The 24,845-nt window shown below is 39.3% G+C and carries 24 protein-coding genes; 17 read left to right on the forward strand and 7 right to left on the reverse strand.

From position 1 onward, the window contains the following. Nucleotides 1-43 precede the first annotated feature (43 nt). Nucleotides 44-1,489 (reverse strand): arginine deiminase family protein, encoded by a 1,446-nt coding sequence (locus ABD985_RS11940; RefSeq protein WP_345372022.1) that lies wholly within the window; start codon nt 1,487-1,489, stop codon nt 44-46. Nucleotides 1,490-2,096: 607 nt separating this feature from the next. On the opposite strand from ABD985_RS11940, the gene pckA reads away from it, so the two are divergent. Next, nucleotides 2,097-3,695: a phosphoenolpyruvate carboxykinase (ATP) gene (pckA, locus tag ABD985_RS11945; RefSeq protein ID WP_345372024.1), complete on the forward strand. Its 1,599-nt coding sequence runs from the start codon at nt 2,097-2,099 to the stop codon at nt 3,693-3,695. A gap of 276 nt (nt 3,696-3,971) precedes the next feature. On the opposite strand, the gene ABD985_RS11950 is transcribed toward pckA, so the two are convergent. Then, nucleotides 3,972-4,799: a DUF3108 domain-containing protein gene (locus ABD985_RS11950; protein ID WP_345372026.1), complete on the reverse strand. Its 828-nt coding sequence runs from the start codon at nt 4,797-4,799 to the stop codon at nt 3,972-3,974. Nucleotides 4,800-5,071: 272 nt separating this feature from the next. Here ABD985_RS11950 and ABD985_RS11955 point away from each other — a divergent pair, with 272 nt between their 5' ends. The 7 genes from ABD985_RS11955 to ABD985_RS11985 all read left to right on the forward strand — a co-directional run bounded on the left by ABD985_RS11955 (nt 5,072) and on the right by ABD985_RS11985 (nt 12,430). Further along, nucleotides 5,072-5,845, forward strand: a complete 774-nt coding sequence (locus ABD985_RS11955; RefSeq protein WP_345372028.1) for a TatD family hydrolase — start codon at nt 5,072-5,074, stop codon at nt 5,843-5,845. A 19-nt stretch (nt 5,846-5,864) separates the two neighbouring features. Next, a complete protein-coding gene (locus ABD985_RS11960) occupies nt 5,865-6,941 on the forward strand; it encodes an asparaginase (protein ID WP_345372030.1) in 1,077 nt (358 codons plus the stop codon). 357 nt (nt 6,942-7,298) lie between these two features. After that, nucleotides 7,299-8,135, forward strand: a complete 837-nt coding sequence (locus ABD985_RS11965; protein WP_345372032.1) for a MotA/TolQ/ExbB proton channel family protein — start codon at nt 7,299-7,301, stop codon at nt 8,133-8,135. A gap of 62 nt (nt 8,136-8,197) precedes the next feature. Beyond that, nucleotides 8,198-8,593 (forward strand): hypothetical protein, encoded by a 396-nt coding sequence (locus tag ABD985_RS11970; protein ID WP_345372034.1) that lies wholly within the window; start codon nt 8,198-8,200, stop codon nt 8,591-8,593. Further along, nucleotides 8,593-9,186: an ExbD/TolR family protein gene (locus ABD985_RS11975; protein WP_345372036.1), complete on the forward strand. Its 594-nt coding sequence runs from the start codon at nt 8,593-8,595 to the stop codon at nt 9,184-9,186. The genes ABD985_RS11970 and ABD985_RS11975 overlap by 1 nt, the downstream gene beginning before the upstream one ends. Nucleotides 9,187-9,243: 57 nt before the next feature. Further along, nucleotides 9,244-9,699 carry an ExbD/TolR family protein gene (locus tag ABD985_RS11980; protein WP_345372038.1) on the forward strand — a complete coding sequence of 152 codons (456 nt, stop codon included), beginning with the start codon at nt 9,244-9,246 and terminating at the stop codon, nt 9,697-9,699. Nucleotides 9,700-9,940: 241 nt separating this feature from the next. Then, complete coding sequence (locus ABD985_RS11985) at nt 9,941-12,430, forward strand: type ISP restriction/modification enzyme (RefSeq protein WP_345372040.1); 2,490 nt, start codon at nt 9,941-9,943, stop codon at nt 12,428-12,430. Between the two features lie 198 nt (nt 12,431-12,628). Here the strand turns inward: ABD985_RS11985 and ABD985_RS11990 are convergent, their stop codons facing one another. Then, entirely contained in the window at nt 12,629-13,162 is a 534-nt protein-coding gene (locus tag ABD985_RS11990) for a hypothetical protein (protein ID WP_345372042.1), read from the reverse strand. Between the two features lie 62 nt (nt 13,163-13,224). Further along, the gene (locus ABD985_RS11995) at nt 13,225-13,551 is read right to left on the reverse strand and encodes a 2Fe-2S iron-sulfur cluster-binding protein (RefSeq protein ID WP_345372044.1); all 327 of its coding nucleotides are present in this window, start codon (nt 13,549-13,551) and stop codon (nt 13,225-13,227) included. Nucleotides 13,552-13,861: 310 nt separating this feature from the next. Here ABD985_RS11995 and ABD985_RS12000 point away from each other — a divergent pair, with 310 nt between their 5' ends. Both ABD985_RS12000 and ABD985_RS12005 read left to right on the forward strand, forming a co-directional pair. Then, nucleotides 13,862-15,250 carry a hypothetical protein gene (locus tag ABD985_RS12000; RefSeq protein ID WP_345372046.1) on the forward strand — a complete coding sequence of 463 codons (1,389 nt, stop codon included), beginning with the start codon at nt 13,862-13,864 and terminating at the stop codon, nt 15,248-15,250. Nucleotides 15,251-15,468: 218 nt separating this feature from the next. Beyond that, on the forward strand, nt 15,469-16,305 hold the full coding sequence (locus tag ABD985_RS12005) for an OmpA family protein (RefSeq protein WP_345372048.1): 837 nt from the start codon (nt 15,469-15,471) through the stop codon (nt 16,303-16,305). A gap of 305 nt (nt 16,306-16,610) precedes the next feature. Here the strand turns inward: ABD985_RS12005 and ABD985_RS12010 are convergent, their stop codons facing one another. Then, nucleotides 16,611-17,234: a hypothetical protein gene (locus ABD985_RS12010; protein ID WP_345372050.1), complete on the reverse strand. Its 624-nt coding sequence runs from the start codon at nt 17,232-17,234 to the stop codon at nt 16,611-16,613. 194 nt (nt 17,235-17,428) lie between these two features. Beyond that, complete coding sequence (locus ABD985_RS12015) at nt 17,429-18,511, reverse strand: NAD(P)/FAD-dependent oxidoreductase (protein ID WP_345372052.1); 1,083 nt, start codon at nt 18,509-18,511, stop codon at nt 17,429-17,431. A gap of 123 nt (nt 18,512-18,634) precedes the next feature. Here ABD985_RS12015 and ABD985_RS12020 point away from each other — a divergent pair, with 123 nt between their 5' ends. From ABD985_RS12020 to ABD985_RS12030, 3 genes are all read left to right on the forward strand, one after another. Further along, on the forward strand, nt 18,635-19,276 hold the full coding sequence (locus tag ABD985_RS12020; protein ID WP_345372054.1) for an MBL fold metallo-hydrolase: 642 nt from the start codon (nt 18,635-18,637) through the stop codon (nt 19,274-19,276). Nucleotides 19,277-19,319: 43 nt separating this feature from the next. Beyond that, entirely contained in the window at nt 19,320-20,024 is a 705-nt protein-coding gene (gene pssA, locus ABD985_RS12025; RefSeq protein ID WP_345372056.1) for a CDP-diacylglycerol--serine O-phosphatidyltransferase, read from the forward strand. A gap of 71 nt (nt 20,025-20,095) precedes the next feature. Continuing rightward, nucleotides 20,096-20,548 (forward strand): META domain-containing protein, encoded by a 453-nt coding sequence (locus ABD985_RS12030; RefSeq protein WP_345372058.1) that lies wholly within the window; start codon nt 20,096-20,098, stop codon nt 20,546-20,548. Between the two features lie 73 nt (nt 20,549-20,621). Here ABD985_RS12030 and ABD985_RS12035 read toward each other — a convergent pair whose 3' ends face one another. Further along, nucleotides 20,622-21,143 (reverse strand): DUF4442 domain-containing protein, encoded by a 522-nt coding sequence (locus ABD985_RS12035; RefSeq protein WP_345372060.1) that lies wholly within the window; start codon nt 21,141-21,143, stop codon nt 20,622-20,624. 178 nt (nt 21,144-21,321) lie between these two features. Here ABD985_RS12035 and ABD985_RS12040 point away from each other — a divergent pair, with 178 nt between their 5' ends. The 4 genes from ABD985_RS12040 (at nt 21,322) to fbp (ending at nt 24,756) form a co-directional block, all read left to right on the forward strand. Beyond that, nucleotides 21,322-21,540 (forward strand): hypothetical protein, encoded by a 219-nt coding sequence (locus ABD985_RS12040; RefSeq protein ID WP_345372062.1) that lies wholly within the window; start codon nt 21,322-21,324, stop codon nt 21,538-21,540. A gap of 217 nt (nt 21,541-21,757) precedes the next feature. After that, nucleotides 21,758-23,065: a 1-acyl-sn-glycerol-3-phosphate acyltransferase gene (locus ABD985_RS12045; protein WP_345372064.1), complete on the forward strand. Its 1,308-nt coding sequence runs from the start codon at nt 21,758-21,760 to the stop codon at nt 23,063-23,065. 167 nt (nt 23,066-23,232) lie between these two features. Continuing rightward, nucleotides 23,233-23,574: a phasin family protein gene (locus ABD985_RS12050; RefSeq protein ID WP_345372066.1), complete on the forward strand. Its 342-nt coding sequence runs from the start codon at nt 23,233-23,235 to the stop codon at nt 23,572-23,574. Nucleotides 23,575-23,742: 168 nt separating this feature from the next. After that, nucleotides 23,743-24,756 (forward strand): class 1 fructose-bisphosphatase, encoded by a 1,014-nt coding sequence (gene fbp, locus ABD985_RS12055; protein ID WP_345372068.1) that lies wholly within the window; start codon nt 23,743-23,745, stop codon nt 24,754-24,756. Nucleotides 24,757-24,845: the final 89 nt, after the last annotated feature.

The following is a 24,845-nucleotide window of genomic DNA, read 5'->3' on the forward strand; positions in this document are numbered from 1 at the left end:
GAGAAGATTGGCTTTTTCTATTATCACTATTTCTTTCAACGACTCAACCGATCAAAGGATCTCTAAATAGTGGCATGCTCATACAGTGAGAACCTCCTCTAGCTCTAGAAAGCTCCGCCGAAGGCAATAATATTAAGGTGTTCTCTACTTGATCAGGATGAAGCTCCTCTCTATCGAATTTATCTAATAACTCTGCTGCATCAATAACCGTCATTCCTTTCTTTCTGAATCCTTCAGAAGTTTTATCGTTACGGTCATACCCAATGACAACGCCTTCCTTAATCGCCAAGACATTACAAGAATCTGTCCATTGCTCTCTTCTTCCATAAGGGAATTGATTGTCCCCAGAGTAAATGAATTCTGTTGGCTCTGTAGAGTGCAAGTCATTTTGACTAATATCATCCAGTAAGTCCTCCAAATAAGTGAAGCGCTTTGGAGTGTTGTAGTCTTCTCCTTTTACATATTGAAGAATTTCCAAATGATCACTGTTTTGCTCTCCAACCAGGCTGCGTATAAATCCACGTTGCTCTTGCTCCATTCCTTGCTTAGAGAAAGAGCCAAACATAACCCAGAGATTTCTTTTTACTTGGGTAAAGGTCGTATCAATATGCATATAAGCCCTCTTGGCAGGGATTCTAATCACGGTGACCTTCTCCACTACGTTTCTTTCATGCATAATCTGTACAAGCATACTCGCAGCATGTAGTGAAGTACGTTCACTGACTCCCACCAAAAGGTGATTAGGAGCAATTGTCATGATATCCCCTCCTTCCAGCGTGATGCGGCTTTTGCTTAACTCCTCGTTATCCAATAGGAAAAAATCTTTTGGCTCGTTGACCTCAATGATGTTATCCTTATAAGTGGCAAACATAGGGTGGTTATGGAAGATATATTTTGCTAAGATAGATTCCCTAGCTCTGGCGGCTTTTGCAGGCTTATTCAGTAGGATATGATCATTGATCATAATACCAATATCTCGCGTGAAGATAAAGTTTGGAATAGGAGGGAAAATCATGGAGCCGTCAGGCATAATTCCCGAAATAAGGGTGCGAGCCAGAATTTTTGATGGGATCTCTAATAATTCTTCCTGTGTATGGTACGAAGTTTCCTCGTAAGCACAGATAGAGGCAACCAAACGGTTGCGGACATCCCGCATATCTAATATTTCTGAAAGAAGGTATTGGGGCTCAATAACCTTATCGGACAAAAAGTACTCCTCTTTATCAGGTTTGTAAAAATTACGCTTATTTTCTGGGTGGTCAGCATCCGAAATTTGCTGATGGATTTTTTCATAGTCCAGAAAATAAAGTAGCAACTTAATATAAAGGTCATATTCCTTGCTTCGCATAGTCTCCACATGGATAATGTCCTCAAATAACCACTCTTGCGCTTTGGTAGGGATAACTTTTCCAATGCCTTCGTCTGGGCTATGGATCATGAGTTTTCGAAGGGTACCAACCTCCGAGCTAACATGTAATTTTTGTTCCATGGTTAGTTGTGATAATTTATTAAACACACAGTTGTAAAAGACAGCTTTCTGAGTTTTAGAACTTTAGAATGAAAGCGGTATTGAATAGAGAATAATCATTGGTGTATGATCTATTATTCCCAATTTTAATATAATGGATTAATTTCAATTATTTAGGATCTTTTAAAGAAACATAACTTCGTGAAATGGTATGATAATACCTGATTAAATTATTCAAGTGTTATTTTTACGCTTTTTTTGGATGGTAAAAAAAGTCGTTGTATAATGCACTCAAATTGCTAGAGCGGGGGGTGAAATAGGATTTTTTTGAGGAGCAAAATAAGCTAATGAGAATTACTAAAAACTATTGATGGAGATCACTTTATAGTTGGTCGTTGTTAGATAGTATTGTAATACACACAAGGAAATAATGACATAATTACCAATAGAAAGGTGATTTATGTAATAGTTAATACGAAAAGTACTATATTTAACTAAGCTGAATGACATAGTTTGACTATGCAATGAATGTGGCGTTTGTAGTGAATTGCTATTATAGGAATTGATTATAAGCTGTACCATTCATACACAACACAAAAACGTTCATCAATTATCAAATTTTATTATCATGACTGAAACGAATAAGCTGAATGCAGAGTTCCTCAAGGACGTTAAGCAAATCAATTACAATCTAGCTCCCTCTAGCCTAATTGAAGAGGCTTTGAGAAATGGAGAAGGTGTATTGGCCGACACTGGTGCTTTCATGTGTGATACAGGGAAGTTTACAGGTAGATCGCCTCAGGACCGCTTCATCGTAGAGGATGCTTACACTAAAGACCGTGTATGGTGGGGGAATATCAACAAACCGTTTGATGCAGATAAATTCTCCGCATTACACCTTAAAATGTTAGACTACCTGAAAGACAATCAAAAACTGTATGTAAGAGATGTTTTTGCAGGAGCTGATGAACGTTACCGCATTAAAGTAAGAGTGATTACACCACTGGCATCCGTATCCCTATTTGTTTCTAATATGTTTATCGAACCTTCTGCGGAAGAATTGAAAAACTTTGGAGAACCAGATTGGATGGTGGTACAGGCTCCAGAGTACAATGCAACACCAGCTGTAGACGGTACAAGACAAGGAAACTTCTCTATTCTTAACTTTGCAGAGAAATGTGCCATCGTAGGAGGTAGCCGTTATACAGGAGAAATTAAGAAAGGAATTTTCTCTGTATTGAATGCGGTGCTTCCAGAGGAAGGAGTTCTTCCAATGCACTGTTCTGCTAACGAAGGTTTGGAAGGGGATACTGCTGTATTCTTCGGTTTGTCTGGTACTGGTAAAACAACACTTTCCGCAGATCCTGATCGTAAGCTTATTGGTGATGACGAGCACGGCTGGTCACAAGACAATGGAATCTACAACTTTGAAGGTGGCTGTTATGCAAAAACCATCGATTTGACGAAAGAGAAAGAACCTCAAATCTGGGATGCCATTAAGTTTGGAGCTACTTTGGAAAATACTCGTTTCTTCCCTGGTACAAAGACCGTGGATTATGAGAATGTATCAGTGACAGAGAACACGCGTACTTCTTATCCAATCGATCATATCCCGGGAGCGAAAATTCCTTCTGTAGGCGGACACCCTAAAAACATTTTCTTCTTGACGTGTGATGCTTACGGAGTATTGCCTCCGATCTCTAAGTTGACAAAAGAGCAGGCGATGTATCACTTCATGTCTGGATATACGGCGAAGGTAGCAGGTACAGAAGCAGGAGTGACAGAACCAACACCAACGTTCTCGGCTTGTTTCGGCGCACCATTCATGCCATTGCACCCTTCAGTATATGCGAAAATGCTTGGAGATAAGATGGAACAGTTCAATACGAATATCTGGTTAATCAATACAGGTTGGTCTGAAGGTCCTTACGGTAAGGCCGATAGAACAAAGCTAAAATATACCAGAGCGATGATTACAGCAGCCTTGAATGGTCAGTTGGATAACGTAGCATTTGTAGAGGACGAAATCTTTGGAGTACTGGTGCCAACAGAAGTGGCAAACGTACCAGCAGAGGTATTAAGCCCTAAAGGAAACTGGGAGAAAGCGGGAATCCAAGGATTCACAGAAACTGCTAAGAAGTTAGCTATGGCCTTTGTCGATAACTTCAAGAAGTTTGAAGAAGGCTTGGAGGATGCTACAATCCTTAAAGGTGCTCCTAAGGCCTAGTTATTCAGTAATAATAAGAATAGATCATAAGAAAGCCCCAGCAGCGATGTTGGGGCTTCTTTTTGGTTTATCGTTTATTGCTTATCGCTTAAAAAAAGTGTTGAAAAAATACCCTTAGGGTATCGTATGTTACTTAGGGTTAAAATAACTTTCTTAACCGATAACCGATAACCGATAACCGATAACCGATAACCGATAACCGATAACCGATAACCGATAACCGATAACCGATAACCGATAACCGATAACCGATAACCGATAACCGATAACCGATAATTACTTTTTCTTTCCAATCTTCTCCTTCAAGCCTTTATAATCTACAAGCCGTAGGTTGATGGCTCCAATGAGTAGTTTTGCACTAACTTTGAGAGGAACTCGATTGGCATCATCAGATACCCAGAATAGAATCGCATTTTCTCCTGAGAACATACTATTGGGGGGCATGATGGGTGAAATAGCAAAAGCATCCACTTGCCCAAATTTAGTTCTTATGCGGTCTTTACCTACATACAGCATGTTGAAGTCATATTCTTTGTCTTCAAAAAAGGCCTTCATTTTAATCGTATCCCCTTTACTCATGCTTTCATACTCTAAGGTGCGTAATAGATAGTAGCCACTGATGATGTCTTGACAATATTTGTGGATAGGGTATTCTTTTACTTTGACCTTCGTACTGTCTTTTTTGTAAGAGCTGACAATCGCTTTTTTCTCATCATGAAAAAAATCAGTGGTCTCTACCAATCGGTAGCGATTCTCCGAAATATCTCTGTGAAAACGCATGGGCATAATCGCTTTGGGATCAAAGTAAGACTCCCAAATGTCATGGACTTTGGTAGTCCACCCAAATACGCCAATGGTTTTGGCGTCAACAGTCACTTTGTAGCACATTCGATCATTCACTTTGTGGAGATTTTCATCCAAGTGAACCACTGCTTCTCCTGCGTCGACAAAAGAATACCCCGCAGTATAGGTAAGAGTTTCTCCTTTTTGGAAATCAGTATTGGGAAGGGTACGATATGGCTCTTGAGAGCTTTTGAATCCAAAAAAGAGTAGGATGATTCCTGAAAAAATAAGGCCTAACGTTATTCTATTCTTATAGTTCATATGTTTTATACATTATGAGTGTCCTTGTGGTCAGTGGAATGCCATCGCTCAAAAAACGAAAGCTGCTTTAGGAATATATATCTTAAAGACAGTTGTCCTTTCCGCATAAACGGAAATTCCCTGCAAATTCTAAGGATTCTTTTGAATTTAACAAGGTTTTAAGTTTTTATATGATTCTTCTGTGATCTTGTAATATTCATTGATTAATTTTGTCTTTTACGAGAGAGTAAGACAGCAACATTTATTTTTAATACATAAAAAGAACCAAGGGTATGATTGATACGCATGCACATATATACTCAGAGAAGTTTAAGGATGATAGGGATGATATGCTGGCCAGAGCCTTTGATGAGGGGGGGCTTGAAAGTATACTGATGCCTAATATTGATCACGAGTCTATTGATGGAATGTTGGAGCTGGAGCAAAAGTATCCAGGGCAATGTTTCTCCATGATGGGCTTACACCCTTGCCATGTGGAAAAGGATTTTGAAAAAGAGCTGTACCTGGTAGAAGATTGGCTGAATAAGAAAAAGGATTTTGTAGCTGTGGGAGAAATGGGTTTGGATCTTTATTGGGACAAGACATTTTTTGAGCAACAAAAAGAGGCCTTTCGTATTCAGGCTGACCTTGCCAAAAAGCATGAGCTACCGTTGGTAATCCATACGAGAGATGCGATGGAAGAGACACTAAATTTGTTGGAAGAACTTTCTGATGAACGTCTTTTTGGTGTATTACATTGTTTTACTGGAACGGTAGAGGATGCTAAGCGTCTGCAAGCCCTGAATTTCAAGATCGGGTTAGGAGGAGTGGCAACATTTAAGAATGGCGGCCTACAGGAAGTGATTCCAGAAATTCCGATGTCTGAAATCGTATTGGAAACGGATAGTCCTTATTTATCTCCAACTCCTCATAGAGGAAAGCGTAACGAACCGGCATTTGTGTATTATGTAGCTGAGAAAGTCGCCACACTGAAGCAACTTGACTTCCAGGATGTCGTTGCTCAAACGACGCAAAACGCAAAAGCACTTTTTGGATTACCAGTGTAGACGAAAAAAGAAGTAGTATATGAGTAAGTACAGCGTGGTGGAAATCAACACCCAAAAAGTTAGACAAGCAGATACTTCCATATTAATTCTGTATACGGGAGGAACGATTGGAATGGATCAGGATCGGGAATCAGGAAGTCTGGTGCCTTTTGATTTTGAGCAGATTCTGGAAAAAGTGCCTGAGTTGGGACGCTTTGACTTCAATCTGACTGTATTTTCTTTGGATCCCCTGATTGACTCATCAGATATTAAACCTTCGCATTGGTCAACATTAGCGGATATTATCAAGGAGGAATATGATAATTTTGACGGGTTTGTGATTCTGCATGGTACTGATACCATGGCCTATTCTGCCTCTGCGTTGAGTTTTATGTTGGAAGGGCTGCAGAAGCCGGTGATTTTTACAGGAGCACAATTGCCTATAGGGGTACCTCGTACCGATGCCCGAGAGAATTTTATTTCTGCAATGGAAATGGCAGCAGCTCGCTCGACTGATGGGAGTATGTTGGTACAAGAAGTTTGTATTTGTTTTAGTAGCGAGTTACTGAGAGGGAATCGCTCCAAGAAAGTGCAGAACTTCAACTTTACGGCTTTTAAATCCTATAATTATCCTCCTTTGGCAGAAGCGGGTATCCATATTGAGTACTTTGAGAGCCTCTTATGGAGACCATCATCTACAGAGCAGGAGCTGAAGGTTTATACGGAGATGAATACGAATGTGATTATCGTGAAAATATTTCCGGGAATGTCACAGCAGTATTTGGAGGCGCTCTTATCGATGCCAGGATTAAAGGGGGTAGTTTTGGAAACCTATGGATCAGGGAACACTTCCACAGAGGCCTGGTTGGTACAAGCGCTCCAAAAAGCAGTAGAAAAAGGGGTAGTGATCGTGAATGTTTCACAATGTACAGGGGGATCAGTACTGCAAGGAAGATATGCGACGAGTCTTCATTTAGAAAAAATTGGAGTAATTAGTGGAAAAGATTTGACCACTGAGTCAGCCATTACAAAATTGATGGCTTTATGGGGGAGGTATACCTCTTCTGAAGAGGTAAAGAGTATGATGCAGAAGTCGTTAGCAGGTGAGATTAGCTAAGATCTTACATAGGGGTTGTTTTTGTTTTTTTACAAAAAAATGAAAGAAAAGTGACATAAATCGCTATAGTTCGAGATTTAACCTCTTGTTTATGTTCGAGATTATTAATTTCTTTGCAAGACTATTCAGTTAAAGAATATCGAAAAAAAATACAATTTATTGTAATATTACTTAAATTGCGGGTGAATTTGTTGGACTGCTTGGTGAAGAATGATCTATTGCGTTAGTAAGATTGTTAATCAAACTTTGATATTGACGCGACATTTATAGCGACAGCCAACTGTGATGTTAAACCACAATTTTTGGTAAAAAGTTAATTTACTCACTTAAACCTACAAATTGAACATTTTTAAAGTTATGAAAACAGTATTCACATCGTTGATGCTATTCTGTGCAGTTATGCTAAATACTGCTTCTTTTACATTCGCTCAGGACGAGCAGATGACAGCAGGAGAGCAAACTGAAAATGTAGTAGATAGCGCAGCTGCTGAAGTTGATTCTGCAGCAGTAGAAACAGCAGCTCCAGTAGTAGAGGAGGCTGAAGAAGAGGAAGCAAGTATGCACCAGGTGATCAAAGATAAGTTCATCGATGGTGGATGGGGATTCATGGGTATTGTAGTAATCTGTTTGATCTTGGGTCTTGCAGTTTCTTTGGAAAGAATCATCGTATTGAGCCTTTCTTCTACAAACACTAAGAAGCTTCTTAAGAATGTTGAAGATGCACTTAGCACTGGCGGTGTAGATGCAGCTCTTGAAGTATGTAAGACAACAAGAGGTCCTGTAGCTTCTATCTTCACACAAGGTTTGATGAGAGCTGGTGAGGGTATCGACGTAGTAGAGAAGTCGGTAGTTGCTTACGGTTCTGTTGAAATGGGTAAATTGGAGAAAGGTCTAGTTTGGATCTCCCTATTTATCGCTTTGGCTCCAATGCTTGGTTTCATGGGTACGGTAATCGGTATGATCGGTGCCTTCGATGATATCCAGAAAGCAGGTGATATCTCTCCTACGGTAGTAGCAGGTGGTATTAAAGTAGCCCTTTTGACTACTGTAGGTGGTCTAATCGTAGCGGTTATCCTTCAGCTTTGCTACAACTACTGTGTGTCTTCTATCGATAGCATCGTTCTTGAAATGGAAGAGGCTTCAGTTTCATTGGTAGACCTATTGGTGAAGCACAACGTTTCATCTCACAAATAAGTCTACGAGCCGTTGAAAGGCGCTTAGATATTTTCTAATTACACGAAAACGTAACGTTTATTATGGAAGATAAAGCAACAGATATAGCTTTCGGCTCGGTGACCATTGGTAGTTATGCAGATTTCTTGATGTATGCTTCTTATGGCCTGATGGCGTTGGCATTGCTAGGAGTACTTTTAGGAGTAGTCTTCAAAATGGCAACAGACCCTAAGTCGGCTGTGAAGTCAATCGCAGGTGTAGCATTGATCGCTGCAATATTTGGCATTAGCTGGGTGTTGGCTGACGGTGCTTTCACTGAAGAGCAGCAGTTGGTACACATGGGACTGAAAAGAGACCAAGTGACTGAGGCTACAAATATCTCGAAATTGGTAGGGTCAGGATTGTACATGTTCTACATCTTGGCAGCAGTTACCGCGATTGCAGCAGTATTTAATTCGTTTGCAAAAGTATTCAAATAATGAAAAAGAAGAAAAATAGACAGAATTCGGAAGTGAACGCCGGTTCAATGGCAGATATCGCATTCCTTTTGTTGATTTTCTTCTTGGTAACGACTACAATCGCAACAGATAAAGGGGTAGCCGTAATGCTACCCCCTAAAGCTGAGAACCAGACAATTGTAAAGCAAAAAGAGCGTAACATCTTTAACATCCTGATCAACTCTCAGGATCAATTGCTGGCCGAAGATCAAGTAGTCGAAGTTGACCAATTGAAGGAACTTGTTCAAGAGTTTGTGATCAACCCGGCAAAGAAAAGTAACCTCTCTGAGGCTCCTACAAAGGCGATCGTGTCTATCAAAACAGACCGTGGTACTAGCTACGAAATGTACATTCGTGTACGTGATGAGTTAAACTACGCTTACGATGAGTTGAGAGCTCGTCAAATGGGAGTTTCCATCGAAAAATTCCAGGAAATGGAAGAATTCCTAAAAGAAACTGTTCAGTCTGACGTAGAGCGTAGAGAGCAGGAACTTTTGGAAGGAAGAATGGATGAGGTGAAAAAAGTAATTCCTAAGATGATCTCTGACGCTGAGCCGTCGGACATCGGAGGTTAATTATCATTTTGAGAACCATTGGGTACTGTCTAACAGTATCCCAAATATCATTTGTATATGGCATTTAAGAAGAAATCAAAAGCGAGTCAGGATATCCCTACTTCAGCGCTTCCGGATATTATCTTCATGCTGTTGTTCTTCTTCATGGTGACAACAGTAATGAGAGATTCCGAGCTGATGGTAAAGAATAGCTTGCCAAATGCCTCTCAGCTTACTAAACTAGAGAAAAAGTCTTTGGTGTCTTACATCTTCGTAGGTGCTCCTAAAGATCAAGCTCGTTTCGGTAAGGAAACTCGTATTCAGGTGAACGATGTAATCATCGACGCAGAGAGTATTCCTCAGTTCGTCATGAACGAGAAAGCTAAGATGCCTGAAGCGGATAGAGATAAAATCATGATGTCTCTGAAAGTAGACCGTGATGCTAAAATGGGTGTGATCAATGACGTTACCAATCAATTGAGAGAGGTGAATGCATTGAAAGTAAACTATGCAGCTTCAAAAAGAGTACGATAGTATTCTTCTTAGTCTACTGTCTCGGACAGTCAAGCTATTATGTGCAAAGTCACTTATTCCTAATGATAATAGGGGTAAGTGACTTTTTGTTTATAGGGACGACTATAAGGTGCCTACTTACCTCTTGCCTTTCTTTGGGCGACCACAAGGGTCGCTCCTACCTTTTACTTTTTACCTCTTACCTTCTACCTTTATTGGTTTTGTTTTATTTTTTGTCAATATTGTAAAAACCAACATTTATTTGAGTTTTTTATTAGCAATAGACTATATGCAAACGACGAATGGCCATACGTTTTATGCGTCCGTAGAGGTATTAGAAGCCCTGATGGCTCAATTTCAACAAGATATACAACAGGATATATTTTATAGGTATGCTGAGGAGATGCAGTATGATCATGCTGTGTTGGAATTGATCCAATTGATTGAGGATACAGAAGGAAGACGTATTTCGGTAGAGGAAAGCTTGCAGTATTATAGTAAGCATTTGGTAATGAGTACTATACTTACTTATGCTTTAGGCCAGGAGAATAACTTAGGAGATTCTTCTGTTTACCAATGTATGGAGGTCGCTGGAGAAGTACTATTAGAGCGGTCTCAGCAGCAAAAGCGAAAAGAACAGTTAGTTAGTCGACTTCAGTCTATTGGAGAGCCTTCTATCATTAGGGATTTATTGTGTAAAGTCGTTCTAATGTTAGCAATGGATGAGGAGGTATGGGATGTTCAGCCACTTTCTCAAAACATTCAAGAAACCCACCTTGGAGAATCTACTACTATAGAATGGATTGCTCCTAATTATTTTGCAGAGAATGTACATTCAGTAAGCGGTAGGTTGTTAGTGGTCACAACAAGCTTGGAGGCTTATTACTGGGTATTTAGTCAGTATAATCAAGGAGTTTTTTGGGGAAATGTCTTAGGGTTGAATTATGATGATTTGACTTATAGACAACAGTTCTTACCTCTTTTGAAAGATAAGCAACATCAAGATATGGTGGGGGAGCTAGGTGAGAATAAACCTATGATCATTCTGGGGCAGGAGCAATACTGGTTGAAAGAGGATTACTATGTATCTAAGGTGGTTACTAGGGAAACAAGAAGGTTTTTTAAGAAGTCCGCTAATAAAAAGCTCTCTAATTGGTTGGTATGGTCTCGTTTACAGTTCCTTGGGAAAGGGTTTGTACAGCTTTATGCAGGAGCTGAGATTGGTTCTGGGAAAGCCTATCAAGTTTGGAGAAAGGAAGCCTGGGAGTTTTGTGATGCAATTTATATAGAACAAATCACAGCTGACCGTTACTTGTACACGTTTGTTTTTGATAAAACGTATGATGGGCACAAGGTGTTTTTTGCTTCAAAGGATAAAGAATTCGGAAAAGTATTGAAAGAAAGTAGTAGTTGGCTACTGGGTTTTTCAGAGGAATATCTTTGTGATATCCCATTATACAGTACTTATGAACAGGCAGTTTTTGAAAGCAGGGATACTAGAAAGGGAGTATTAATAGATGCTGAATATCTCGATTTACAACGTACGGCGTTAATAAATAAGGTACAAAAGGACTTTCGTAATCAGATTGATAGCGAGGAAGACAAACAGCAATTTTTTTCACAGAAAGTAGAGGTTAGAATATTTTCCGAGAAGAATATCCATAGAGTTTGGAGTCAACCCTTCCTAAAGTCATGGGCTTATACAGAAGAAGTGCCATTAATGGAGGGGCCTAGTTTGTTATGGAGTGCGGGTTCATATGGAATTTCAGCAGCAGTTGTGAAGGGAGCTGTAGAACAGTCATTATTGAAGCAATATAAGGCGATCTTACTCCCTTTAAAGTATTTGAACGACAATGGAACGGAGACTTATTCCATCTCAAAAGATATAGTCAAGGCTTTTTGGAAAAGATATGCTCAACCCTTGGAGGGAGCCTTGGAAAGCTCTTTATCAATAGAAGCTTTAAACGTTTTGAAAGAAAAGGTTAGTGAAATTGAAACACTTACTAAGTCTCTTCCTGTATTATATAAGTTTTCTAGACAATTAACGGACATTCTAAGCCAGCAACAAGGGGAGGAGCTAGTAGACCAACTCAATATGACTATTCAAGCATTTCAGCAGAAAATAAAACGCTTATTTTCTGGAGTCAAGGAGCGTAAGACTTTGATGAACCGTTTGGTAGAGCAGTTACAACAATTTTCTGACTGTATCTATGCTTTGGATAAGCAGCGGATGGATGCCTTGGAGAAATATCGCAGCGTAACGGAAGAGAATATCTTTTACTATTGTATTGCAATTGTCATGAATAAGGAGTACCAGAAGCAGTATAAAACTTACTTGGAAGTGGCGCCTCCAAGAATACCTTTTCTGAAAGATTTTTGGATGTGGAGTGAGAAGGGAAAGGCATTAGTGTCACTATGGCTTGCAGGAGCTTCTGAAAGTGTTGCACTTCAAACAGAAGACCTGGAAGAGCTAAAAGGAACACGTATGAGATTGACACAAGGAACAATAGTATTTCCGGATGGCACAAGGATCACAAATCTTCCAGATGAAGTACTAAATCTGCGCTTCGGCGGGAAATTGCTTATAGAGCGATTATTGAATGCTTATAGGCCTTATTGTGATCGAGACCTGAAAGAAGGATCTTGGGAAGATTTGCCCGTTACTTTAAAGGCAGAGTTGATGCGCTCTTTAGCGCATTTGACAGAAGTAGCAGTAAAGCAACCGGAATTGTATTTGCCATTTCCTAAATAGTTTGTTCATGGTGTTTAATTGAGCTTCGCTCGTTCATATTGTTTAGTTGAGTGTTGGATTTCACCTTCGATGACCATTATAGAGCGTGTGAATGGAGCGAAGCTCAATTAAACTCAGCAGTTTTCTGCTGAAAATCAATGATTCAACTAAACAATATGAACGAGCGAAGCTCAACTAAACAATATGAACAAAAGAGACTTACGCTTTTTCTTTAGAAGAAAACAGAGAAATTGCTACAACGATAGTTGCCGTAATCAATCCTAGTAATAGCATTCCTGAACTAGGGATCGCCAACCAGCTTAGGGATTCTTTAGCAATGCCTGTACTTCCCATGCCGGGAGCTCTTAAGCCTGCCATCATCCAGAAAATACTGTATCCTAATCCGCCAGCTCCAAGCGCGATAGAAACTACCAATTTAAAAATCGATGATGCATAGGTAAATGCTAGAACAATGATCACTCCTAGTGTCGCGGCTCCAATGCCACCTCCGTGTAAGTGGGCTCTTTTGAAGTAGCTCCAAGACTTACTTACTGTAGCTTTCATTTTAGCTTCATCTCCTTTGTAAACGGTTTCTAATGCAGCTTGTCCTTCTGCTTTTAGATGTCCTTTGATATCATCTTCCATCGCTCCAAAGACACCTCCCATTCCAAAACCAAAAAGAATCGTTAGAAGACTTAGGATAAGTCCGAATTTCACCTCTTGAAGGCGGCTGTGTATTGTTGTGCTCGTCATTTAGTTTGTGATTAATGGTGAAAAAATATATTTCCCGTTGAGGAATCGTGTATTGTTTTTACTTATACCTCCGTGTAAGTGATGTGAGGAAACTTAGAAGTCTCGGGAACCTGAATCGTGATATCGCCATTGACTTGACATTGACAGCTCAGGCGTTCTCCTTCTTTTAGTTTTCCTGCATCTATACATTTCTCCTCAAAAGGTGAAAGAGGAGAGAAATGCTCTGCGCCATCCAGTACAATCGCTTTACAGCTTGTGCAACGTCCATTTCCTCCACAAGCATGCATCCAATCCAATTCGGCGTCATGGATATGCTCCAACAGAGATTTACTTGTACTATCTGCATGAATGGTCTTGTTTGCCATATTGGCAATAATAACTTTACTCATATTTCTTACGTATGTCAGTGATTATAAAGATGGTTGATATCTATTTGTCTTAAAAAAATCTAACTTTATTGTTAGAGGACGTAAAAATAACACATTTTTTGCTGAATCATTGGAATCAATTAATAATTAGATTGTAGTTTCAATCGTTTATATCCTATATTTAGGATTGAGATTTGGAGTAGTGAACAAAGTGTTTACTTCCCTTGGGGCACCATTATTGTTGGAGTGTGTGAAAAGATCTTCAAAGGAAAGTAGATGTGGAGTCTATCAGAATTGTCTTAGTGAATACAAGGAATTTAAGTGTTACCGTATGAGCCAACCGTTTAATATAGAGATGTTGCATACTTATTCATCAAAGTTTGCAACCAAGGTGTGTGAGATAATTTTTTCAGAAAAAGACCTTATCAAAGGGGAGGACTTGATGTCTGTAACACCTGTGGAGCAGGTCAATTTATTTGTCATTAGCAAGATCTTTGAAACATGGCAAAAAGAGGCTGTGAGGGTGCAACTTCCATATTTCGACTATGAAAGTGAAGATGTGCAAGAGGCGTTACTTGGATTGATGGAAATACTATCAAAGAACATATCAATCAAGCGAGTATACTTTGAGCCTTTGTTAAAACAGGCTGTCTATGATACCCTTATGTTGGGGTTATCTCCTAAAACATATTTTGAGCAATTTTTTGAGAATCTTAGTGAGGAGATTCCGGTAGAAGGATACCTTACTCCATTATTTGCTTACTTCAGAGTATACGCTTCCTTGGCACAAGAGATTATTCACGAAATCCGTACTACGGTAGGTGATCGTATAGGTCAGGAAGAGGCGATTACTTTATCATTAGGTATTTGTGAAAAGTATAATAGTGATGAGTCTCAGTTGGAAGAGTTGCTGGCTATTTTAGGAGAAATAGTACCATTGAAAAAAGAAGAGCTCTTCATTCAACAGCAAGAAAAGAAAGCAGCGAACCCATTAGATTTTGTAGGCTTGACTGGACGTAAATTCAGTAATGTAACAGCAGGGGGGAATATTGCAAATGTTTCCAATAAAACGGCACCTTTAGAAAAACCCAAAGAAATTGTACAGGAGGAAACACCTGAACCAACAACTTCTGATTACACTACCGAGGCTCAGTTTATCCCAATAGTGGATGAGCCTGTTGAGGAACCTGAAGGGACGCTATCGACTACAAAAGTGGAAACTCCGGTACAGACACAGGAAGAAGTGGTGGGGTATAGAGAAGAACCGGAGCATCATTTTACCAAGGAGATTCAAGAGGAGACAGAGCGTCCTTTTATAAACACAGCTCAAGAAGTAAAGCCTGTAGTGGCAGATACTATACAAAGTGCGATAGCCAAAACCATAGAAGAAGCGGCAGTGACCGATTGGACTCAAGAGCAGAAGCAGGAGAAGACGGTTTGGCCAGAGATGGATCATCCTTCAAGACAAAAAACGTTGAAGGATCGATTTAAGGGATCTTTCGGTAGTCGAATTGCTTTAAATCAGCGTTTCTATTTTACTGAAAAGTTATTTAATAACAGCAAAACAGAATTGGTAAATGCGATTCGCTTAATTGATGAAAGTAATACATACTCAGAGGCGATCAAGCATATTCGAAATAATTTTGCGAGAAAGTATGAGTGGGATCTAACAGAGGATACTACCAAAGAGTTTTTGATGATGGTAGAGGAGCATTTCTAGTAAGCTCAAGAGGTGTAGAAGTGTAGGGTGTAGAAATTTTTTATTCATGATAAATGTCTACACTTTATGCTTCAAATGATGAAACTGCCTTTTTTTTACTTCTGTTTTTAGGGTCGAAATATTTTTTAATACCTACCGTTCTAATAATGTGATAGGGCCTATATTCAGGTCATAGATTCATAGATTGAACTTCATCACATTATATCAAAGTATTTTTTATGAGAATGAAAACAGCTTATTACCGGATACTGGCGTTATTTCTATATACTTTTGTAGAGTTTATGGCTCCGGTCCATGCTCAAAATGTAAGAAGTAATCCTTTGTTGATGCCTTTAGGAGAATATGAATTAGTGTATACAGAGGAGAAGTTTGATAAAATTGAATTTCCATTAAGTGAAGTAGAGCTGACAACTATCACTGGTAACAAGGAATATGTGGCTTATGAGCTAAAAAATAAACCGTCGACTTCCAGCGGAAATAATTACCGAAAGCAAAAAATCATGAATCAGTTTTCGGAGGTCGTTAGGCGCTATAGTGGAGAAGAAATTTACAAGAATGAGGATGCGGCTGGTTATTATATTAAAAGTAGAGGGGCTGAGATATGGTGTTTAGTAGAAACTTATAAGGAAGGAGAAGGTTATTCGATTTCTATAATGACCAAGAAGAAACTACAGGAGGCAGAGACAGCAGAAGATATGCTAGCTTTGATTGAGAAAAAGGGAAGTTTGGATTTATATATAGGTTTTGCTTCGGGTAGTGCAGAATTGACAGATGACTCTTACCTAAACATTCGGGAGGTAGCTCGCTTTTTGAAGAAAGCTCCTTCACTTAAAATTAGTATTGAGGGGCATACCGATAATGTAGGTACTCCAGAAAATAATAAAAGACTTTCACAGGCGAGAGCTGCTGCGGTAAAAGAGGCGTTGGTGAATGTTGGAGTCCCTGCGGATAGAATGACGACGAAAGGATGGGGGCAGGAGAGACCTATTGCATCTAATACGACAAAAGATGGAAGGCTAAAGAATCGAAGAGTGTCAATAGTAAAAAGAAACTAATAACGTCATAGTTCACGAGCGCTTATCTTGGACTTGTCAGGTATAAGTATTAAAAGGATAAAGGAATAGAAGCTTCTGGAGTATGATTGATTATTAATCCTTTCTCCTTCTTCCTTAAACCGTTTGAAAGTACTACTTAGCTATAAGTTTATTTAGCAATCAATCCACTAGTTTCCCCTTTGGTGAATTAGTGGAATAAATCGTATAGTGTGTTGAGTTGAGTCAGGATAGTTATAGCGTTGGTCAAAGAAGTTTTAATCAACCAAACAATATGAACGAGCAAAGCTCAATTAAACAACATAAGTTTAAGGAGTAGGTAGATAAGGTTCTAACTTAATCTGATCAACAAGAGAGTCATAGTGAACTTTAGACGTCAAAGGATAGGTGAGTTTAAAGCTCACATAGTAGTTCATAAATTGCTCCGTCCTTTGGTAAAAAACATTCTTCTCGGACGTATAACCTGAAAGTACAAAGAATAGGGGGGTGGCTTGATGATATAAGATACTATCTTGTCGTATTTCAGAAAGTAGCGCTTCTTGAAAATAAAGCTTCTTCAGTTCTGGTTGCCAGGAGTATTTGGAAGGAATTATGCTGTATTGCTCTAGTGTTTTGGAAGACACTTTTTCAAAGAGATTTTGAACATCCGTAGTCGTACCAAGAGAGCCCCACAATACTAAGTGTGCTGTACCATCCGTAAATTCAGCTCCTTCTGTATTATCACTGAGCGTTTCTTGTTGCAGTATCGTAGGAAAGGTTGTTTTAAAACTGAAGGAGGAATTGTAGTATACTGTGTCTTTTTCAATCATCTGACTTACAAAAGGTTTAGCTTCAGTCATAATGATTGGCTCCTGTGTTTGTGACTTTTTAGGTAATTGAGAACAAGAGACGAGATAGATTCCGGATAGTAATAAGCAATAGAGTAGTCTCATATTTAAAAGGTAAAAGGTAAAAGGTAAAAGGTAAAAGGTAGGGGCGCCCCTTGTGGTTGCCCGGACCAAAGAAAAAGGTAGTACATCCCCTGTGGTCGCCCCAACGCAGGTGATATATAAGTAAGTGGCTAGAGGTGCCCTTTTGGTTACCTCTACAGATCAGCTTTAAGATACAACTTTTTACCTTTTACCTTTTACTTCTTACCTCTACCGCCTTTTTTTCTACGAAGTTGTCGCTGAAAATCTATTTCAGGCATGAGAGGTTCACCATTTTCAAGGTAATGATAAAAGTGTTCAGCAAAATAAGGAGCCAAAGAGACGCCTTTAGTGCCAAGTCCATTAAAAATCCCCACTTGAGGATATTCATGATGTAGCCCTATAAAGGGACGGCGATCATAAGTGGCAGGACGAATGCCTGCCCAATGATCTAGGATTTCATATTCATCGTTGCAGAGGGCGTGTAGCTTTTCTAAGAGTTGCTCTTTACCTTTTTCTGTTGGGGTATTATCCAATTGATGGTATTCATAAGTCGCGCCAACTTTACAAGTTCCTTCCTGATCGATAGGGATAATAAAGCCATTGCGGTTGATGATATGGTTAAAACGGGCATTCTTGAATTTCACCATTAATACTTCCCCTTTCACATTTCTAAAGTCAAGCCAGTTGAAATAAGGGTTGTCAGGGTTATTGGCACCTTCGGCAAAGATTACTTTTTTGGCTTGTATATCATTCCAGATTACCCCCTTTTCGGTAAGGGTTAGGTCCTTTGCTTCAAGCTTCTGTTCAACAAAATCTCCATTGGTTTCCATATACTTTTTAAAAGCTTCCAAAAAAGGAACTACCTCTAAAAAACCGGAACGTTGCACCTCCATACCTCCATAAGCTTGATTCACCTCTTGGTAGATACCGTCAGCATGAAAATCAACAATATAATTTTCATATTTCTCGTCAGCACTGGCGCTCATCCAATCCGTTTGCTTTTCCTGACTCTCAAAGGGAAAAAAAATGTTGATAGGGTAGAAGAAACGTTTTCCTAGGAATTCTTCCATTTCAGGATAGAAACTATGCAACTTATCAAATAGTGTGTCTGCCATCCACGTTTTGATCATTTTTCTACCAGTGATAGGATTTACGATACCACCGGCCATTCTGGATGAACTGAATGGGTTATATTTATCAAATAAGAGTACAGAGTGCCCTTTTCGTAATAAAGTATAAGCAAGTGTGGTGCCGGCAATCCCTTGCCCGGCGATCATATAATCGTAAGTCTTCTTCATAGGACAAAAATAATAAATCGCATTACTAAATTAGTAAATCATTGAGGTAAAAAGATAGGCTTATGGAATGATAGACTTATGAAATATCTATATTTGTTCCTTAAATATTAATCTTAATTGTTTATGATATATATAGAATCATTTGAGTTCGGAGCTTTTGCTGAGAATACTTATGTCCTTTATGATGATACAAACAAAGGAATCATTATTGATCCCGGATGTATGGAGCCTTATGAAGAGCAACAGCTGAAAGCTTTTATTGATATGAAAGGCATACAAATTGAGAAGATCGTCAATACCCATTGCCATATTGACCATATCTTTGGAAACTATTTTGCAAAAACAACATTTGAAGTGCCTTTATATTCTCCTGATGGAGAACGTGAGTTATTGGAGCGAGGAGCTATGCAAGCTCAGATGTGGGGGATGCAAGGCTTTCAGGAGGTGGAAGCAGACCATTATTTACCTCAAGAGGGGACACTTACTTTTGGCGACTCTTCCCTTAAGATTTTATTTGTACCTGGGCACTCTCCGGGACATTTGGCATTCTATAGCGAAGCCCAAAGTTTTCTTATCGGAGGAGATGTACTGTTTCATGGAAGCATAGGGCGTACGGACTTACCGGGAGGTGATCATCAAACGTTGTTGAATAGTATTCAAACACAGTTTTATGTATTGCCTGATAATACACGAGTATACTGTGGACATGGCCCAACCACTACGATCGGAAAAGAGAAAGTGTCTAATCCATTTGTGAAGGGATAATTTATTTTTTGAGATAATTGATGTTTGAACATCACCGTGAATTATGATTAAGAAGCATATTCCTAATGCATTGACCACCGGCAATGTATTGTCAGGTACAGTAGGTATTATTTTTTGTTTTCAAGGAGATTTAGTCATGGCGGCAGCATTAATGTTGCTCGGAGCTATATTTGATTTTTTTGATGGTTTTGCCGCACGTCTCTTGAAGGTGGCTTCACCTATAGGTAAGGAGTTAGATTCTTTGGCCGATATGGTTTCTTTTGGTGTGTTGCCGGGGATGATCGCCTATCATTTGTTATTGAAAGAAGCTCCTCATCCATACTTTCCGTATGTCGCATTGCTTATTCCAGCGTTCTCCGCTTTGAGGTTGGCAAAGTTCAATGTGGATACAAGGCAGTCTGATCGTTTTATTGGAGTACCTACTCCAGCCAATGCGCTGTTGTTTGGTTCACTTCCTGTCATCGCAGAAGTAAACCCAGCTTATGCTCCTTTAGTGTATAACCCTTGGCTATTAGCAGGGGTAGCGATTGTTATGTCGTTCTTGCTGGTGTCAGAGTTGCCATTGATAGCCATGAAGTTTAAAACATTTGGGTGGAAGAAAAATGAATTCCGATTTGTCTTGTTGGGGTTGTCGTGTGTCTTTATTGTACTGTTCAAGGTATTAGCCATTCCAATGATCGTGATTACCTATATTCTGTTATCGATCATGGAAACAATTGTACATAAAGATTCTAAAGAGAAGCAGTAAATATCATTGCGAGTTGGAGTGGATCGTTTTTATCTTGAGGTATTACTATCATTGAATTAAAAGCAGCCACTATGAAACAACTATTTATTTTAGCAATAGCATTCCTTGTGTTTGCATGTGCAGGAAGCAAAAAAGCCACAGATAATTCCTCTCAGGAAATGAAACCATCAGCAATTGATGGAGATTGGACTTTTGCATACTATGAGGAGATTAAAAGTGGAGACAAGACAGAGCCAGGAGAAGGAGTAGAACCCGTGTTACACATTGAAACCTTGGAAGACGGTACATTGCGTTTTGCAGGACAGGTTTTTAATAATTATATGGGGGTGTTCACGAGAGAGGGGAAGAAAGGCTTGTCTTTGAACGGTGCCATGGCAGTGACCAGAAAAATGCCTATGAACCCGGGGGAAGAGGAGAAATATATCAAGTTTATTGAAAAAGTTTCTTCTTATCGAATGACTTCTGATGGAATGTTAGAGCTTATCCATCAAGATGGAGACCACAAAATGGTATTTGAGAAATAAGCTCCAAACATCTTTTCACGCTATATAGATGAGTCACCCCATATTAACATTTAGGGGGGTGACTCATGTTTTTTTATTTAGACTTTCGTTGCTTAAACGACCAAGTAAAGAAAAACTCCGACACGACCGTACCATCTTCCATTCTTCCTACGGTTTTCGTTTTTATAGTAGAAGCCTCTCCTGTATCAATCGCTTTTTGGATACACTCCATAATGGCATCCCCATCTTCACAAGTGAAGGTTACCTTTCCTGTGGCTTTTTTAGGAAATGTTGCTTCCATACCAATAATGATAAAAGCAACTGAAGGAGCATACCCTTGTATACCTAACATGCAAAGTGCCGCAGTAGAGAGTTCTGCTGCCATACTTTGAGCCGCAAAATACATGGACTTAAAAGGGTTTTTATTAATCCATTTGTACTTCATGCTAGTAGAGCAGGTGTGTAGGTCTAGGCTGTTTAGCTTCATGCCTGCCAAATACCCCAGAGGTACTTGCGTTAGGGTGAAAGTGCGAAAGACACTTTTGTTGAGCATTTTCTTGCGGAATTGTTCCTGTGCTTTTTGTTGCTCAATAGTTGTAGCCGTGTTGGTATTCATGTTTTTGTTGGTTTGAAATAGAATTTATTTTATATGTGTTGTTGCGTTATGAATATTATTGACTCTTGCCTGTAAAAATGCTGTGCTATTGTATTAATAGATGTTACGGAGAAGAAAGCCTATATGTGATTCAGTGGTAGAGTATGTATATTGATATATACTTAAAAACTAACCCGCTATGAATATGGAATCCATTGATTTGTTATTCAAAGTCTACTTGATCGTATCAACCCTAGCTATCCTGATTCGTTGCTATCGTTCTTTTTTGGCTCATATGAGTATTGTAAGAGGATTGGTATCTGCAGTAGTATTATTGGGAGTACTTATGCTCTTCAATTTGGCCTTTTACGACTTCGTTACAGAAAATACCAGCATTTTTATGGCTGCAAACCAATAATAGGTATTCACTTATAGCAATATATGAAATATTGTCCTGAGTAGAATAATAGGGGATGAAATTCCCAATTGATTGAAAGAATAATTAGTATAAACAGTAAAAAACCTAGAAATTACCTTCTAGGTTTTTATTTTTATTGAGTATATGTAAAAAGCGAAAACTTTTTTACGTGTAAGCTGCGATACAGATTCTTTATCCTTAGCCCATTAATCATACTATGCAAGCAAAACATCCTACATCTTCAGCTGTCGCTGTTTCATCAAAAATACAAGATCAGGGAATGAATGATTCCACTAAATTTATGAAGGCAAAGAAGAAGTTTAGAGTCTACAATGAGCAAGAGGTGATGGAGAATATTGATAATCTCCATACGATGTTTGATGCAGGGTATGCGTATAGCATCACGACATCTGTTCTGACCCACTTGAATAGTCATTATTTCCGCGTCAAATTTATTGGTTTTGAAGAACAACCTGAGCGTGTTGGTGAAGATGTTCCCTTGATTTATGCGAGTAACCATTCGGGGATGGCATTTCCTTGGGATGCTATAGCCCTTGCTTCTTCCTTTTTTGAACGGAGTGATTACAATTTAAAAAAAGCGGCTAGAGTGTTAGCTTCTCCTGCACTTTCATTAGCGCCTATTATGAGCCCTTTCCTGATTCCTGATTTTTGGAAAAAACTGGGAGGCGTAGACGCGACATTGATAAACTACGATTCTTTAATGCATACCAAGGATAGTCAGGTTTTGATCTATCCGGAAGGTGTACCGGGTATAGGGAAGGGGTTTGATAAGAAATACAAATTAAGGCGATTGGCTTCCTCAACGATTCGTATGAGTATTAAGCATAAAACACCTATCGTACCAATTGCTACTGTAAATGGAGAGTATATTAACCCTTATAGCTATAGTATGGATTGGGTCAATCGGTTGGCGCAAAAGCTAGGCATTCCTTTTTTGCCTATAGGGCTAGCGTTGTTGGTCGTGCCTTTTCAGCCTTGGTTCTTTTATTTTGGGTTTCCAGCGAAATTGACTTTTGTAAAAGGGGCACCGTTCAAACCATATGAGTTGGTAGATGGCCGTGCATTAGAACAAGTTACAGAAGAAGAAATTCAACAGTTGAGAGATCAGTTTCAGGATCATATGCAAGCCCATTTGAACGATTCTGTAGCAGCCCATGGAACACATCCTTTCCAGTGGAAGGATTTCTGGAAAGAATGCAAACAGCAGTGGAGTATCCTTTGGCGCTTTAATCCATTAAATTGGTGTATGATTATGAAAGAGCACCATGCTTGGTACTTGAAAGAGAAGCAGCAACTACAGCAAGAAGGAAGGTGGCCAGAGGGGTATGAACAGCAAATTGAACTATGGAAATCCCTAAAGGCAGAGGGGAGAACATTCCCTTTGAAACGTAAAGGGCTAGTGAAAAGGTTTTTTGGTGATTTGACTACCCTGTTATTGTATATTCCTGGACTGGGATTACTTTATATGCTTAGTAAGAGACCATCCAAAATAAATACGAAATAGTTGTATCTTTCTGTATAGGATTTCGTATGTATTATTGAAAGATTACAATTAAAAATAATGTAAAGTGATTGTTCATTCATTAAAGGTTTTTTACCTTTGTTACTGAGGGGAATAGAAACTCTCAGGAGTAATCAATCCATATTTTTCACCCCATAATAGACCCAATAATGGAAACTCTAATCAAAAAATTCATCTACACAGGCGTAGGCTTAGCAGCTTTTACGGCCGAAAAAGTTAAAGAAGTAATTGATGCAATGATTGCTGAAGAACGTATTTCAGAGGAAGAGGGTAAGAAGATCGTGAGAGAGTTAATGAGCACCACTGAGAACAAGAAAATGGAGGTGGAAGAGCAATTGAGATTAATCAGCGATCGATTGACAAAGGCATTTAGCCGAGCAGAGTCTCCTGCTGATAAAGAGGAGATGGAAATGCTAAAGGCAAGAATTGAAATATTAGAGCAACGTTTGGCAGAGTCAGAAGCAAAGGAAGCTGCCGAAAAAAGTGAATAAGATAAAAGTAAAGAGTTAATTCATACTTTTGTGATGTGTGTACCGGTATTCTTGAAAGAGGATGCCGGTTTTTTTTATGGAATTATAGCAACCGGTTGCGTAAATATGAAAATTCTTAGTTAATTTGTTTTGACCAATCAAATTTTCATATACTATCTAATTACATTTATGTTAGGAGATTTAACCGCCCCAGTAGGGACAACACTAGACCGTTTCATTGCACAAAAGCAAGAACAATTTCCGTATGCTACCGGAGAGTTATCACAGTTGCTGCGGGATATAGCACTTGCTTCCAAGATTATTAACAGGGAAATCAATCGGGCAGGGCTTGCAGGCATTGAAGGTGCTTCAGGTACAGAAAATGTACAGGGTGAAGCACAGCAAAAACTCGATGTGGTAGCAGATGTGCGTTTTACCCGGGCCTTATCCAAAGGAGGTGAAACCTGCGGAATTGTTTCGGAAGAATGCGATCACATTATTGAAACAGGTAACAAACACGCAAAATATATAGTAACGATAGACCCTTTGGATGGTTCCTCTAATATTGATGTAAACGTATTAGTCGGAACCATTTTTTCTATCTATCGTCGTCGTTCCCCTATTGGATCCTCACCTACAGAGGCTGATATGTTGCAGGAAGGTACTGAACAAGTAGCGGCGGGTTATGTATTGTATGGATCTTCTACCATGTTGGTATACTCTACCGGCTACGGAGTAAATGGTTTTACGTATGAGCCATCTTTAGGGGAGTATTTCCTTTCCCATCCTAAAATGAAAATGAAGGAAGATGGAAAAATATTTTCAATCAATGAAGGAGCTTATAATACCTTTCCTGAGGGAGTAAAGGCGTATCTTAAGCACTGTAAAGATCAAGAGTATTCAGGGCGTTATATCGGTTCTTTGGTGGGTGATTTTCATCGAAACCTGCTAAAAGGAGGGATTTATATTTATCCTGCGACGGAGAAGTATGAGCAAGGAAAGTTGAGATTGTTGTATGAGTGTAATGCATTGGCATTTTTGGCAGAGCAGGCAGGAGGAGTAGCGACAGATGGGTATCAACGAATCTTGAACGTCAAGCCTACGTCACTTCATCAGCGAACGCCTTTCTTTGTAGGTTCTAAGAAAATGGTAGAGAAAGCCATGGAGTTGCTCAAGGAGCCACAGGAAGAAGTAAAAGCCTAAGCAGGAGCGACCCTTGTGGTCGCCCTTAGTTTGCCCCGCATGCAAACATATCTGGCAGCTTGCAAGAAAGCTGTGCCGCCTAATCGGAG

Source organism: Algivirga pacifica, from assembly GCF_039543525.1.
Lineage (GTDB): Bacteria > Bacteroidota > Bacteroidia > Cytophagales > Flammeovirgaceae > Algivirga > Algivirga pacifica.

Bases quoted from the DNA above. Each gene is read 5' to 3' on its own strand.
- ABD985_RS11940 (WP_345372022.1), bottom strand. From the start codon at position 1,489: ATGGAACAAAAATTACATGTTAGCTCGGAGGTTGGTACCCTTCGAAAA.
- pckA (WP_345372024.1), top strand. From the start codon at position 2,097: ATGACTGAAACGAATAAGCTGAATGCAGAGTTCCTCAAGGACGTTAAG.
- ABD985_RS11950 (WP_345372026.1), bottom strand. From the start codon at position 4,799: ATGAACTATAAGAATAGAATAACGTTAGGCCTTATTTTTTCAGGAATC.
- ABD985_RS11955 (WP_345372028.1), top strand. From the start codon at position 5,072: ATGATTGATACGCATGCACATATATACTCAGAGAAGTTTAAGGATGAT.
- ABD985_RS11960 (WP_345372030.1), top strand. From the start codon at position 5,865: ATGAGTAAGTACAGCGTGGTGGAAATCAACACCCAAAAAGTTAGACAA.
- ABD985_RS11965 (WP_345372032.1), top strand. From the start codon at position 7,299: ATGAAAACAGTATTCACATCGTTGATGCTATTCTGTGCAGTTATGCTA.
- ABD985_RS11970 (WP_345372034.1), top strand. From the start codon at position 8,198: ATGGAAGATAAAGCAACAGATATAGCTTTCGGCTCGGTGACCATTGGT.
- ABD985_RS11975 (WP_345372036.1), top strand. From the start codon at position 8,593: ATGAAAAAGAAGAAAAATAGACAGAATTCGGAAGTGAACGCCGGTTCA.
- ABD985_RS11980 (WP_345372038.1), top strand. From the start codon at position 9,244: ATGGCATTTAAGAAGAAATCAAAAGCGAGTCAGGATATCCCTACTTCA.
- ABD985_RS11990 (WP_345372042.1), bottom strand. From the start codon at position 13,162: ATGACGAGCACAACAATACACAGCCGCCTTCAAGAGGTGAAATTCGGA.
- ABD985_RS11995 (WP_345372044.1), bottom strand. From the start codon at position 13,551: ATGAGTAAAGTTATTATTGCCAATATGGCAAACAAGACCATTCATGCA.
- ABD985_RS12000 (WP_345372046.1), top strand. From the start codon at position 13,862: ATGAGCCAACCGTTTAATATAGAGATGTTGCATACTTATTCATCAAAG.
- ABD985_RS12005 (WP_345372048.1), top strand. From the start codon at position 15,469: ATGAGAATGAAAACAGCTTATTACCGGATACTGGCGTTATTTCTATAT.
- ABD985_RS12010 (WP_345372050.1), bottom strand. From the start codon at position 17,234: ATGAGACTACTCTATTGCTTATTACTATCCGGAATCTATCTCGTCTCT.
- ABD985_RS12015 (WP_345372052.1), bottom strand. From the start codon at position 18,511: ATGAAGAAGACTTACGATTATATGATCGCCGGGCAAGGGATTGCCGGC.
- ABD985_RS12020 (WP_345372054.1), top strand. From the start codon at position 18,635: ATGATATATATAGAATCATTTGAGTTCGGAGCTTTTGCTGAGAATACT.
- pssA (WP_345372056.1), top strand. From the start codon at position 19,320: ATGATTAAGAAGCATATTCCTAATGCATTGACCACCGGCAATGTATTG.
- ABD985_RS12030 (WP_345372058.1), top strand. From the start codon at position 20,096: ATGAAACAACTATTTATTTTAGCAATAGCATTCCTTGTGTTTGCATGT.
- ABD985_RS12035 (WP_345372060.1), bottom strand. From the start codon at position 21,143: ATGAATACCAACACGGCTACAACTATTGAGCAACAAAAAGCACAGGAA.
- ABD985_RS12040 (WP_345372062.1), top strand. From the start codon at position 21,322: ATGAATATGGAATCCATTGATTTGTTATTCAAAGTCTACTTGATCGTA.
- ABD985_RS12045 (WP_345372064.1), top strand. From the start codon at position 21,758: ATGCAAGCAAAACATCCTACATCTTCAGCTGTCGCTGTTTCATCAAAA.
- ABD985_RS12050 (WP_345372066.1), top strand. From the start codon at position 23,233: ATGGAAACTCTAATCAAAAAATTCATCTACACAGGCGTAGGCTTAGCA.
- fbp (WP_345372068.1), top strand. From the start codon at position 23,743: ATGTTAGGAGATTTAACCGCCCCAGTAGGGACAACACTAGACCGTTTC.